This is a genomic window from Actinophytocola sp., from assembly GCF_045807065.1.
Classification (GTDB): Bacteria; Actinomycetota; Actinomycetes; order Mycobacteriales; family Pseudonocardiaceae; genus Actinophytocola.
This window is the reverse complement of sequence record NZ_JBJMIE010000548.1, coordinates 1-14,531: the sequence shown is the minus strand read 5'-3', so window position 1 is coordinate 14,531 and position 14,531 is coordinate 1. Positions and strand designations below refer to the sequence as shown.

The following is a 14,531-nucleotide window of genomic DNA, read 5'->3' as shown; positions in this document are numbered from 1 at the left end:
CTGCGGCCGCTGCCGCTCACCGCGTGGGACGTGCGCCGTGCGCCCGAGGCGTTCCGCTTCGTCAGCCAGGCCAAGCACGTCGGCAAGGTCGTGCTGACGCTGCCGCGCACCATGGATCCCGAGGGCACCGTGCTGGTCACCGGCGGCACCGGCGCGCTCGGCCGCGACGTCGCCCGGCACCTCGCGACGCGCCACGGCATCCGCCACCTGGTGCTGGCCAGCCGCCGCGGCGGAGCCACCGACCTCGTCGAGGAGCTGGGCGCGCGGGTCACCGTCGTCGAATGCGACGTCACCGACCGGGACGCGCTCGCCACACTGCTCGCCGGGCTCCCGCGGCTGACCGGGGTGGTGCACCTGGCGGGCGTCGTCGCCGACGGCACCGTCGAAACGCTGACCCCGCGACGACTCGACGCGGTGCTGCGCCCCAAGGTCGACGCCGCGTGCACCCTGCACGAGCTGGTCGGCGACGTCGACGCGTTCCTGCTGTTCTCCTCCGCCGCCGGCGTGCTCGGCAACCCGGGGCAGGCCAACTACGCCGCGGCCAACGCCGCACTCGACGCGCTCGCCACCCACCGCCGCGCGGCCGGCCTCGCGGCGTGCTCGTTGGCGTGGGGGCCCTGGCAGCAGACGACGGGCATGACCACCGGCCTGCGGACCGCCGACCACCAGCGGATGTCCCGCTCCGGCCTGCGCCCACTGACCACAGTGGACGGACTGGCGCTGCTCGACGCGGGCATGCGCGGCGCGGAACCCGTTGTCCTGGCAATGAAGTGGGACGCGCCGGCGCGTGCCCGGACACCGGCGCGACGGACCGCGCCGCGACCCTCGTCCCTGGTCGACCGGCTGACCGGGCAGTCCGCGGGTGAGCGGGAGGAGACCGTGCTCGCGGTGGTGCGCGCCGAGACCGCGGCCGTCCTCGGTCTCCCGGCGGCGGAGTCCATCGACGTCCGCCGCCCGTTCGCCGAGCTCGGGTTCGACTCCCTGACCGCGGTGGAGCTGCGGAACCGGCTGAACACGGTCACCGGGCTGCGGCTGTCGGCGACGCTGGTCTTCGACCAACCGAGCACCGAGGCACTCGTCCGCCACCTCCTCGACGAACTCGTGCCGTCGCCGGAACAGTCGGTGCTCGCCGAGCTCGACGGGCTCGCCCAGCGACTGTCCACACTGGCCCCCGGCAGCACGACCCACGCGAAGATCGCGTTGCGGCTGCGGACGATCGCCGCGGACTGGTCCGGGCGCCAGGCCGACGCGCCGCTCCCGCCCGTCGGACCGGACGACCTGTCCGCCGCGTCGGACGACGAGCTGATCACGTTGATCAACGAGGAGCTGGGGCGTTGAGCCGGCCGACGGTAGGGGGTGCAGGGGTGTTCCGCGGGTGTCGGCTTCGGCAGGCTCGCAGTCGAGGGCAAAGCCGGAACCCGTGCCGTGCCAGTGAACAGGTGTGCCGTGGCTGACGAACAGACTCTTCGCTACTACCTCCAGCGGGTGACCGCCGACCTGCGCCAGGCTCGTCGGCGGATCACCGAGTTCGAGGAGGTCGAACCGATCGCGATCGTCGCGGCGAGCTGCCGGCTGCCCGGCGGAGTGCGTTCGCCGGAGGACCTGTGGCGGCTGGTCTCCGCCGGCGGCGACGGGATCTCGGGCTTTCCCGACGATCGGGACTGGGACCTCGACCGGCTCTACCACCCCGATCCGGAGCACGGCGGCACGTGCTACACGCGCCACGGCGGGTTCCTGTCGGACGTGGCCGGTTTCGACGCCGACTTCTTCGGGATCTCGCCGCGGGAGGCGCTGGCGATGGACCCGCAGCAGCGGTTGCTGCTGGAGACCTCGTGGGAGGCGGTCGAGAGGGCCGGGATCGACCCGCTTTCCCTGCGGGGCAGCCGGACCGGCGTGTTCGTGGGCCTGACCGGCCAGGACTACGCGCCGCGCCCGGAGGACGCCGGCGCCGTCGCGGGCTACGTGATGACGGGCAACACGGCCAGCGTCGCGTCCGGCCGGCTGGCGTACGCCTTGGGTCTCGAGGGCCCTGCGGTGACGGTGGACACGGCGTGTTCGTCGTCGTTGGTGGCGTTGCACCTCGCGGTGCAGGCGTTGCGGTCGGGGGAGTGCTCGCTGGCGCTGGCCGGCGGGGCGACGGTCATGTGCGGCCCCGGCGCGTTCATCGAGTTCTCCCGGCAGCGCGGGTTGTCCCCCGACGGCCGGTGCAAGTCGTTCGCGGCGGCGGCGGACGGCACCGGTTGGTCCGAGGGCGTCGGCCTGCTCGTGGTGGAGAGGCTGTCCGACGCGCGCCGCCTCGGACACCCCGTGTCGGCCGTGGTGCGGGGCTCGGCGGTCAACTCCGACGGCGCGTCCAACGGCCTGACCGCGCCGAACGGTCCGGCCCAGGACCGGGTGATCCTGCGGGCACTGGAGAACGCGGGACTGGTGCCGTCCGATGTGGACGCCGTCGAGGCGCACGGGACCGGCACCCGGCTCGGTGACCCCATCGAGGCGCAGGCCGTGCTGGCGACCTACGGCCAGGGCCGCGAACGTCCCCTGTGGCTGGGGTCGTTGAAGTCCAACATCGGTCACACGCAGGCCGCCGCCGGAGTCGCCGGCGTGATCAAGATGGTCGAGGCCATGCGGCACGGCGTGCTGCCCCGGACGTTGCACGTGGACGAACCGACGCCACACGTCGACTGGTCGTCGGGCGGGGTGTCGTTGTTGACCGAGCCGGTCGAGTGGCCCGACGCCGGCCGCCCACGCCGGGCGGGAGTGTCGTCGTTCGGGATCAGCGGGACGAACGCGCACGTGATCCTCGAGCAGGCGCCCGAGATCGCCGCGGCACCCACCGCGCCCGGCTCGGGATGGTCGCCGCCGGTGGTGCCACTCGTGGTGTCGGCGTCCTCGGACGAGGCGCTGGCTCGCCAGGTCGAGGTCGTCCGCTCGCTGGCGGCCGACCCGGTGGACCTCGGCTTCTCGCTGGCCACGACCCGCGCCGGGCTGGACCGTCGCGCCGTGCTCCTCGGCGAGGAGGTCGTCACCGGTTCGGTGGTGGCGGGCAGGACCGCGTTCGTCTTCTCCGGCCAGGGCGCGCAGCGGGTGGGCATGGGCAAGGAACTGCACGAGGCGTTCCCCGTGTTCGCCGAGGCGTTCGACGCGGTGTGCGCGGAGTTCGACGCGCCGGTCGCCGAGGTGGTGTTCGGCGACGAGGAACGCCTGACCCGCACCGGGTTCGCCCAGCTCGGGCTGTTCGCGTTCGAGGTGGCGCTGTTCCGGCTGCTGTCGCACTGGGGGCTGCGCCCGGACCACCTGCTGGGGCACTCCGTCGGGGAGCTGGCGGCCGCGCACGTGGCCGGCGTGTGGTCGCTGTCGGACGCGTGCCGTCTGGTGGGGGCCCGTGCCCGGCTGATGCAGGCACTGCCACCCGGCGGCGCGATGGTGTCGGTACGCGCCGCCGAGGCCGAGGTCGCCGCCAACCTGCGTCCCGGGGTGGACATCGCGGCGGTGAACGGGCCGGAGTCGGTGGTGCTCTCCGGTGACGAGGACGCGGTGCTGGAGGTGGCCGCGCGCTGGCGCCACCAGCGGCTGCGGGTGTCGCACGCGTTCCACTCCGCGCGCATGGCACCGGTGCTCGACGAGTTCGCGGCGGTGGCCAGGGCGATCACCTACCACCCGCCGGAGATCCCCCTCGTCCTCACCGGCGAGGCCACCAGCCCCGAGTACTGGGTGCGGCAGGTTCGCGACACCGTCCGGTTCGCCGACAACCTCCGCCGCGCCGAGGACGCCGGGGTCGCCACGTTCATGGAGATCGGACCCGACGCCGCGCTCACCGCCACCGCACCCGTCGCGCTCATCCCGACCCAGAACCGCGCACTGCCGTCGCTGCGGGCACTCGCGACCGCGCTCGCCCACGCCCACGTCCGCGGCATCCCGCTGAACTGGCACACCCTCTACCCCGAGGCCCACCGCGTCCCGCTGCCCACCTACCCCTTCCAGCACACCCGCTACTGGCTGGACAGGAGCCCCGTCGCCGACCCCGCCGCCCTCGGGCTGCGCCCCACCCGCCACCCCCTGCTCGGCGCCGCCGCGACGCTGGCCGACAACGGCGGCTCCGTCCTCATGGGACGCATCTCCCCGCGCACCCACCCGTGGCTCGCCGACCACACCGTCCACGGCCGCACCCTCCTGCCCGCCACCGCGTTCGTCGACCTCGCCGTCCGCGCCGCCGACCACGTCGGCTGCGACCACCTCGACGAGCTGACCATCGAGGCACCGCTGGTGCTCGGCGAGTCCGGTGGCGTTCGACTCCAGGTCGCCGTCGGTGGAGCGGACACCGACGGCCGCCGGTCGTTCACCGTCCACGCCCAGGCCGACGTCGCCGACGCTGCCGACGACGCCACCGCCGACACCTGGACCAGGCTGGCCACCGGGGTGCTGTCCTCGGCGGCCCGCATCCCCGACTTCGATCTCGCCGAATGGCCGCCGGCCGGCGCGACCCCGGTGCCGGTCGACGGTCACTACGCCGGCCTCGCCGGGCTCGGCATCGACTACGGGCCGGCGTTCCAGGGCATGCGGGCGGCCTGGCGGTCGGGCCAGGAGGTGTACGCCGAGGTCCGGCTGCCGGAGGGGGTCGAGCCCGGCGGGTTCGGGCTGCACCCCGCGCTGCTCGACGCCGCACTGCACGCCATCGGGCTGGCCGCGCGTCCTGGTGAGACGGTCCGGCTGCCCTTCTCGTGGTCCGGTGTGGACCTGTTCGCCACCGGTGCCACCGCGCTGCGGGTCCGCGTGTCGCCCGCGGGCGGGGACGCCGTGTCGGTGCGGATCGCCGACGACGAGGGCCGACCGGTCGCCGCCGTGGACACCCTCGCGCTGCGGCCCGTCACGGCCGGCCAACTCGCCCGGTCGCGGCGGCGCGACATCCTCTACACCGTCGACTGGGTCCCCGTCCGCGCCACGACGCCCGCCGAGCACGTCGAGGTGCTGCGCGTCGACGGGGACGACGTGCGGGCGGCCACGTCGACGGCGCTGTCCGCACTGCGGTCCTGGGTCGCCGAGGACCGGGACCCCGCGGCGCGGCTGGCCGTCGTCACCGCGGACACGGTGGCCGGCGCGGCGGTGGCGGGGCTGGTGCGCTCCGCGCAGTCCGAGCACCCCGATCGGTTCCTGCTCGTCGAGTCCGATGTGGAAGATGTGGACGCGGCGTTGGCGTGCGGTGAACCGGAAGTCCGGCTGCGTGCCGGCGAGCTGTCCGCGCCGAGGCTGGTGCGCGCCGCCGGCCGGGCACTCGAACCGCCGCCCGGCCGTGCGTGGCGCCTCGACGTCACCGACAAGGGCACCATCGACAACCTCGCCCTGGTGCCGAACCCCACGCCGGGGCAGCCACTGCGCGCCGGCGAGGTGCGCGTCGGTGTGCGTGCCGCCGGCGTGAACTTCCGGGACGTGCTGATCACGCTTGGCATGTACCCGGGCGACGCGGAGATGGGCATCGAGGGCGCCGGGGTCGTGCTGGAGGTCGGTGCCGGCGTGACGGGCCTCGCCGAGGGCGACCGGGTGATGGGGTTGCTGCCCGGTGCCTTCGGCCCCGTGGTGACCGCAGACCACCGGATGGTCGCGCGGATGCCCGCCGGGTGGACCTTCGCCGAGGCGGCCTCGGTGCCGGTGGTGTTCCTCACCGCCTACCACGGCCTGGTCGACCTGGCGAGGCTGCGGCCGGGCGAGTCCGTGCTCGTGCACGCCGCCGCCGGCGGTGTCGGCATGGCGGCCGTCCAGCTGGCCCGGCACCTCGGCGCCGAGGTGTACGCCACGGCGAGCCCCGCCAAGTGGGACACGCTGCGCGGCCTCGGCCTGGACGACGACCACCTCGCCTCCTCCCGCGACCTCGGGTTCGAGGCGAAGTTCGGCACGGTCGACGTGGTGCTCAACTCGCTGGCCGGCGAGTTCGTGGACGCCTCGGCACGCATGCTCCCCAGCGGCGGCCGGTTCGTCGAGATGGGCAAGACCGACGTCCGGGACGACCTGCCGGGCGTCGAGTACCGCGCGTTCGACCTCATCGAGGCGGGCGAGGAGCGCCTCGGCGCCATGCTCGCCGAGGTCCTGAACCTGTTCGCGCGGGGCGCGCTGCGGCCCCTGCCACGCACCTGCTGGGACGTGCGGCACGCCCCCGACGCCTTCCGCTTCCTCGGCCAGGCCAAGCATGTCGGCAAGGTCGTGCTCACCATCCCCGCCCCGCTCGACGGCACGGTGCTGATCACCGGCGGCACCGGGACGCTGGGCCGCCTCGACGCCGAGGTCACGGTCGCCGCCTGCGACGTGGCCGACCGCGCGGCGCTGGCCCGGCTGCTCGCCGGCATCCCCGACCTCACCGCGGTGATCCACGCCGCCGGGGTGCTGGACGACGGCGTGCTCTCCTCGCTCACCCCGCAACGGCTGGACACCGTGCTGCGCCCCAAGCTCGACGGGGCGGTGAACCTGCACGAACTCCTCGGCGACTCGGCCGAACTGGTGCTGTTCTCCTCCGCGGCGGCCACCTTCGGCGGCCCGGGCCAGGGGAACTACGCCGCCGCCAACGCGGCGCTGGACGCCCTCGCCCGGCACCGCGCGGCACGCGGCCTGCCGGTGCGGTCCGTCGCGTGGGGACCGTGGGCGGCCGGCGGGGGGATGGCCGACCGGCTGGCCGGGGCCGACGCGCGCCGCATCCGGCGGGCCGGGCTCACCCCGCTGTCCACCGAGGACGCGCTGGCGTCGTTCGACGCGGCACGCGAACTCCCGGACCCCGTCGTGCTGCCCGTCAGGCTGGACCTCCCGGAGGACGGCGCCGTGCCGGCGCTGCTGCGCGGCCTCGTGCGGACACCGGCGCGGCGGGCGGTCACGCCGGGCGACACCGCCGGTGGCGGGCTGGCCGGGCGGTTGGCCGGCCGCGGCGCCGACGAGCAGGAGGCGATCCTCGGCGAGCTGGTCCGTGGCCACGTCGCGACCGTGCTCGGGCACGACGCGAAGGACGCGATCGCCGACGACCGCTCCCTCAAGGACGCGGGGTTCGACTCGCTGACCGCGGTCGAGCTGCGGAACCGGCTCAACACCGCGACCGGGCTGCGGCTGCCGACCACCCTGGTGTTCGACCATCCCACGGTGACCGCGCTGGTCGCCCACCTGCGCGCGCTGCTGGTCGGACAGGACACGACCGCGCCGGCGACGACGAACGCCACCGCCTCCGACGAGCCCGTCGCGATCGTGGCGATGAGCTGCCGGTTCCCCGGTGGCGTCGCCTCACCCGAGGACCTGTGGGAGCTGCTCGCCGCGGAGCGGGACGCCGTCACCGCCTTCCCCACCGACCGCGGCTGGGACCTGGACGCGCTGTTCGCCGACGACCCGGACCAGCCGGGCACCTCCTACGTGCGCACCGCGGCGTTCCTCGACGGCGCGGCGGACTTCGACGCCGAGTTCTTCGGGATCTCACCGAGGGAAGCGGCGGCGATGGACCCGCAGCAGCGGCTCCTGCTCGAGGCGTCGTGGGAGGTGCTGGAGCGCGCCGGCATCGACCCGTACTCCCTGCGCGGCAGCCAGACCGGCGTGTTCACCGGCGTCGACAGCAACGACTACTCGATCCTCGTGCACCGGGCCGCGGCCAGCGCGGAAGGCTACCTGGTCACGGGCACGTCGGCGAGTGTCCTGTCCGGACGCGTCGCCTACACCTTCGGCCTGGAGGGGCCGGCGATGACGGTGGACACGGCGTGCTCGTCGTCGCTGGTGGCACTGCACCTGGCCGGTCAGGCCCTGCGGCGCGGCGAGTGCTCGCTCGCACTGGCCGGCGGTGTCGCCGTGATGGCCACGCCGTACGGGTTCATCGAGCTGAGCCGGCAGCGGGGGCTCGCGCCGGACGGCCGGTGCAAGCCGTTCGCGTCGGCCGCCGACGGCACCGCCTGGGGCGAGGGCGTCGGCGTGCTCCTGCTCGAACGGGTCTCCGACGCCCGCCGCAACGGACATCCCGTGCTGGCGGTGCTGCGCGGCTCGGCGGTGAACTCCGACGGCGCGTCGAACGGGTTGACCGCGCCCCACGGCCCGTCCCAGCAACGGGTCATCCGCGCCGCACTGGCGAACGCCGGACTGGCCCCGTCCGACGTGGACGCGGTGGAGGCGCACGGCACCGGCACCCGGCTCGGCGACCCCATCGAGGCGCAGGCCGTTCTGGCCACCTACGGCCAGGACCGGGACCGCCCGCTGTGGCTGGGCTCGATCAAGTCGAACATCGGCCACACCACCGGAGCGGCCGGCGTCGCCGGGGTGATCAAGGTGGTGCAGGCCATGCGGCACGGCATGCTGCCCCGCACGCTGCACATCGACCGGCCCACCGAGCACGTCGACTGGACGTCCGGGGCGGTGTCACTGCTCACCGGCGCGGTGGACTGGCCACGCGACGGGCACCCGCGCCGCGCCGGCGTGTCGTCGTTCGGGATCAGCGGCACCAACGCGCACGTCATCGTGGAGGAGGCCGAGGAACCGGCAGAGCAGGCCGCGAGCGGGTCGCCGATGCCTGGACCGGCGAGCAGCGTGGGCCGGGCAGCGCAGGAGGGAGAACACCGGGTCCAGGCCGACTCGCCGGCGAGCCGGTCCACCACGGCGGACGGGTCGCCGACGGCTGAGCCGGCGGGGAGTCCGGTCGCGGGCGGAGCGAGTCAAGCCACCGCGGTGCCGTTGCTGGTGTCGGGTCGTACCGAGCCGGCGATGCGGGCGCAGGCTGCGCGGCTGCGCGACCACCTCGCCGACCACCCGCTCGCCGCGTCCGACGCGGCGGCCACGCTGGCCGCGCGGTCGGTGTTCGACCACCGCGGCGCCGTCGTCGCCCACGACCGCGGCCAACTGCTGGCCGGTCTCGACGCGCTGGCCAACGGCGCTTCCCCGGACCACGTGGTGTCCGGCGCCGCCGCGCACGCCGGCGCCAACGTCGTGTTCGTGTTCCCCGGTCAGGGCGGTCAGTGGCCGGGCATGGGTGTCGAGTTGCTGGACTCGTCGCCGGTGTTCGCGGCGAAGATGGCCGACTGCGAGCGCGCGTTGCGGGCCTTCGCCGACTGGTCGCTCCTGGACGTGGTGCGTGGTGTTACCGGTGCGCCGGGCTACGAGCGGATCGACGTGGTGCAGCCGGTGTTGTTCTCGGTGATGGTGTCGTTGGCCGAGGTGTGGCGGAGCCACGGTGTCACCCCCGCCGCGGTGGTGGGGCACAGCCAGGGCGAGATCGCCGCCGCGCACGTCGCTGGCGCGCTGTCCGTGGACGACGCGATGCGGGTCGTCGCGTTGCGCAGCCGGTTGATGGGGGAGCGGGGCGCGGACGGTGGTATGGCGTCGGTGTCGCTGACCGAGGCCGACGCCGGGGAACTCGTGCGCCCCTGGCGTGACCGGCTCACGCTCGGCGCGGTGAACAGCCCGACGTCGGTGGTGGTGTCCGGGTATCGGGACGCGTTGGAGGAGTTCCTCGCCGAGTGTGATCGGCGGGGTGTGCGGGCGCGGCGGGTGGCGTCCAGCCGTGCCGGGCACTCGCCGTTGATGGAACCGTTGCGCGACGAGCTGCTGGAGCTGCTGGCCGGCATTCGACCCGGGATCCCCGAGGTGCCGTTCCTGTCCACCGTCACCGGCGAGTGGGTGGACTCCGCGGTGTTCGACCCGGCCTACTGGTACCGCAACGTGCGTGAACCCGTCCAGTTCGCACGAGCGACCGGGGAGCTGCTCCGCTCCGGGCACCGGATCTTCCTCGAAACCAGCGCGCACCCGGTACTCACACCGGTCATCGAGGACAGCATCCACGCCGCCGATGCCGACGCGGTCGCGCTGGGTACGCTGCGCCGCGACAACGGCGGCCCACCGCAGCTGCTGAAGGCGCTGGCCGAGGCCTGGGTGCACGGCGCACCCGTCGACTGGGCACCCGTGATCACTGGCGGCCGGCTGGTCGACCTGCCCACCTACGCGTTCCAGCACGCCCGGTTCTGGCTGGACGCCCCCGCGGCGTCGGGTGACGTGTCCGCCGCCGGCCTGCACACCGCGCACCACCCGCTGCTCGGCGCCACCGTCGATGTCGTGGACGGCGACCTGCTGTTCACCGGCCGGCTGTCCCGCAACTCCCACCCCTGGCTCGCCGACCACGCCGTGCGCGGCTCGGTCCTGCTGCCGGGCACGGCCTTCGTCGAGCTCGCGGTGCGGGCCGGCGACGAGGTCGGCCGCGGCCGCGTCACCGAGCTGACCCTGGGCGCTCCGTTGCCGCTCCCCGCGCACGCCGCGGTGGTGCTGCAGGTCAAGGTGAGCCAGCCGGACGCCGACGGCCGGCGCCCGTTCGGGGTCCACTCCCGGGTGGACGGTCCCGACGCCGCGTGGACGTGCCACGCCACCGGGCTTCTCGGCCACGCCGGCGAACCGTCGTTCGACCTCACCGCCTGGCCGCCGGCCGGCGCCGACCCCGTCGACCTCGACGGGTTCTACCCGGCGCTCGCCGAGGACGGCATCGAGTACGGACCGGTCTTCCGGGGCCTGCACGCGGCGTGGGTGCGCGACCGGGAGGTCTTCGCGGAGGTGCGGCTGCCCGAGGCCGTCACCCCGGACGGGTTCGGCCTGCACCCCGCGCTGCTCGACGCCGCACTGCACGCCGCCGGGCTGACGGGTGACGCCAGGGCGGTGCCGTTCACCTGGAGCGGCGTGGAGCTGCACGCATCGGGTGCCGCCGCGCTGCGGGTGCGGCTCCACATCGGCGCGGACGGCGCCGGCCCCCGCCACCCCGCCGACCAGCACGGTGAAACCGTGATCTCGGTGGACTCCCTGGTGTTGCGGCCCATCGAGGCCGCCGACCTCGGTGCGGCCCACCGGCACGAGTCCCTGTACGAGCTGGCCTGGACCGCGATCGTGCCACCGGACGGACCCGCGGACGACATCGCCACCTGGCTCGTCGAGGAGACCGACCCGCATGCCGCCGCGCACCGCGCCCTGGCCCGGCTGCAGGAGGCCCTGGCCGAGGACCGCCGCCTGGCCGTGCTGGTCCGAGCGGACGACCTCGCCGCCGCACCGGTGCGTGGCCTGGTCCGGTCGGCGCAGTCCGAGCACCCGGACCGGTTCGTGCTCATCGACGTCGACCGCGACGGCGTGCCACCGCGGCTGGTGCGGTCCGCGGTCGCCACCGGGGAGCCACAGCTGGCCATCCGGGGCGACGAGGTGTTCCTACCCCGGGTGCGCCGCGCGCAAGCGGCGCCCGGCACACCCCTCCGGACGGACGGCACGGTGCTGATCACCGGCGGCACCGGCACGCTCGGCGGCCTCGTCGCGCGCCACCTCGTGACCCGCCACGGGATCCGCCGGCTGGTGCTGGTCAGCCGCACCGGCCGGGGCGGTGACCGCGCGGCGGAGCTGACCGGGCTCGGCGCGGAGGTGACGGTGGCCGCCTGCGACGTGGCCGACCGGGACGCGTTGGCCGAGCTGCTGGCCGGCATCGACGACCTCGCCGTGGTGATCCACGCGGCCGGGACGCTCGACGACGCGGTGATCGAGAACCTGACGCCGCAGCGGCTCGACACCGTCCTGCGGTCCAAGGTGGACGGCGCGCGCAACCTGCACGAGCTGACCGGCGACCTCGACGCGTTCGTGTTGTTCTCCTCCGCCGCGGGCACGCTCGGCAGCCCCGGCCAGGGCAACTACGCCGCCGCCAACACCTACCTCGACGCCCTCGCGGCACACCGCGTCGCGGCCGGTCAACCCGCCACCTCGCTGGCCTGGGGCTTCTGGGCCGCGACCAGCGGCATGACCGGGGAGCTGGCCGACGCCGACCGCCAGCGGCTGAACGGCATGGGCATCGCGCCGCTGCCCGTGGACGAGGGCCTGGCGCTGTTCGACGCCGCTGTCACCGCCGGCCGCGCCCACCTGCTGCCGATGCGGCTGAACACCTCGGCGTTGCGGGCTGCCGGCGACGTGCCCGCGGTGTTGCGGCAGCTGGTGTCCGGGACCGCACGGCGCAGAGTGCGGGCCGGCGACAGCGCGTCCGGGCTGCGTGAGCGGCTGGCCGCCCAGCCGGCGGCGGAGCGGGACCGCGTGCTGCTGGACCTCGTGCGCACCGAGGTCGGCGGCCTGCTCGGGTACTCGTCGACCGACGCCGTCGCGCCGCGGCGCACGTTCAAACAGCTGGGTTTCGACTCGCTCGCCGCGATCCGGCTGCGCAACCGGCTGGCCGCCGCGGTCGGCACGCGGCTGCCCGCCACCCTGGTCTTCGACCACCCGACACCCGTCGAGCTGGCCCGCTTCCTGCGTGACGAGCTGCTGGGCGCCGGCCCGGTCACCGTCGCCGCGCCCGAGCCGGCCCACACCGGTGAGCCACTGGCCATCGTCGGCATGAGCTGCCGGTTCCCCGGGGGCGTCAGCTCACCGGAGGACCTGTGGCGGCTGCTGGCGGCCGGAGCGGACGCGATCGGGGAGTTCCCGGCCGATCGCGGGTGGGACACCGACCGGTTGTACGACCCGGACCCCGACCGGCCCGGGACCTACTACGCGCGCGGCGGCGGGTTCCTCGCGGGCGCGGCCGAGTTCGACGCGGGGTTCTTCGGGATTTCGCCGCGTGAGGCGTTGGCGATGGATCCGCAGCAGCGGTTGTTGTTGGAGACCTCGTGGGAGGTGTTCGAGAACGCGGGTATCGATCCGCTTTCCTTGCGGGGCAGTGACACCGGCGTGTTCGTCGGCGCGATGTCCCAGGACTACGGCCCCGCGATGTACGAGGCCCCGGCCAAGGTCGGCGGCTACCAGCTGACCGGCATCGCGGCCAGCGTCATCTCCGGGCGACTCGCCTACACGTTCGGTCTGGAGGGGCCGGCGGTGACAGTGGACACGGCGTGTTCGTCGTCGTTGGTGGCGTTGCATCTGGCCGGCAGTGCGTTGCGGGCCGGCGAGTGCTCGATGGCACTCGTCGGTGGGGTGACCGTCATGTCGAGCCCCGCGGCGTTCGTGGAGTTCTCCCGGCAGCGTGGGCTGTCCCCGGACGGCCGGTGCAAGGCGTTCGCGGCGGCGGCGGACGGCACCGGTTGGGGTGAGGGTGTGGGGGTGTTGTTGGTGGAGCGGCTCTCGGACGCGCGTCGGTTGGGTCATGAGGTGTTGGCGGTGGTGCGGGGTTCCGCGGTGAACCAGGACGGTGCGTCCAACGGTTTGTCCGCGCCCAACGGTCCGTCGCAGCAGCGGGTGATCCGGGCCGCACTCGCCACGGCGGGTCTGCGACCGTCCGATGTGGACGCAGTGGAGGCGCACGGCACCGGGACCGCGTTGGGTGATCCCATCGAGGCGCAGGCGTTGCTGGCGACGTATGGGCGGGATCGGGACCGTCCACTGTGGTTGGGTTCGGTGAAGTCGAACATCGGGCACACGCAGGCCGCGGCGGGTGTCGCGGGTGTGATCAAGATGGTGTTGGCGATGCGGCATGGGGTGTTGCCGCGGACGTTGCACGTGGATGCGCCGTCGCCGCATGTGGATTGGTTGTCTGGTGCGGTGTCGTTGTTGACGGAGTCGGTGGAGTGGTCGGGTTCGCGTCGTGCTGGGGTGTCGTCGTTTGGGATCAGCGGAACCAACGCGCATGTGATCCTGGAGGAGGCGGCGCCGGTCGAGGCGGCCTCGTCCCGGGTGGGGGAGCCGCCGGTGTTGCCGGTGGTCGTCTCCGCGCGGACGGCGGAGGCGTTGCGGGTGCGGGCGGCGCAGGTGGAGTCGTGTGTGGACTTCGATCGGGTGGATGTGGCGTGGTCGTTGGCGTCGACGCGGGCGGCGTTGGAGCATCGGATGGTCGTGGTCGGGTCCGAGGTGGTCACGGGTTCGGTGGTTGATGGTGGGTTGGCGGTGGTGTTTTCGGGGCAGGGTTCGCAGCGTGTCGGGATGGGTCGGGAGTTGCGGGCGGCGTTCCCGGTTTTTGGGCGGGCGTTTGATGAGGTGTCCGCGTTGTTCGGTGAGCAGTTCGTTGACGATGAGCGGGTTGATCGGACGGAGTTTGCGCAGCCGGCGTTGTTTGCGTTTGAGGTGGCGTTGTTCCGGTTGTTGGAGAGTTGGGGTGTGTGTCCGGACTTCCTTTTGGGGCATTCGATTGGTGAGTTGGTGGCGGCGCATGTGGCGGGTGTGCTGTCGCTGTCTGACGCGTGTCGGTTGGTGGCTGCTCGGGGGAGGTTGATGCAGGCTCTGCCTGAGGGTGGGGTGATGGTGGCTGTTCAGGCTTCGGAATCCGAGGTGGTTGGGTATGTGGGTGTTGGGGTGGAGATCGCTGCGGTGAATGGTCCGGAGTCGGTGGTGTTGTCGGGTGATGAGGATGCGGTTCTTGCGGTGGCGGGGCGGTGGCGGCATACGCGGTTGCGCGTGTCGCATGCTTTTCATTCGGCCCGGATGGAGCCGATGTTGGACGAGTTCCGTGCGGTCGCTGAGAACGTCGAGTTCGGCGAGGCACGCATTCCGGTGGTGTCGAATGTGACCGGTGATGTGACGGATGAGATCGGCACTGCGGAGTATTGGGTTCGGCAGGTGCGGAGTACGGTGCGGTTCCACGACGGTATGCGTTTCCT

The 14,531-nt window shown here is 73.8% G+C and carries 2 protein-coding genes; both read left to right on the top strand.

What is annotated here, in order from left to right:
• The coding region (locus tag ACJ73U_RS32000) for an SDR family NAD(P)-dependent oxidoreductase (RefSeq protein ID WP_407781466.1) at window positions 1–1,338 on the top strand (1,338 nt) is incomplete at its 5' end.
• A 108-nt stretch (window positions 1,339–1,446) separates the two neighbouring features.
• A partial coding sequence (locus ACJ73U_RS31995) for an SDR family NAD(P)-dependent oxidoreductase (protein ID WP_407781465.1) occupies window positions 1,447–14,531 on the top strand: 13,085 nt, incomplete at its 3' end.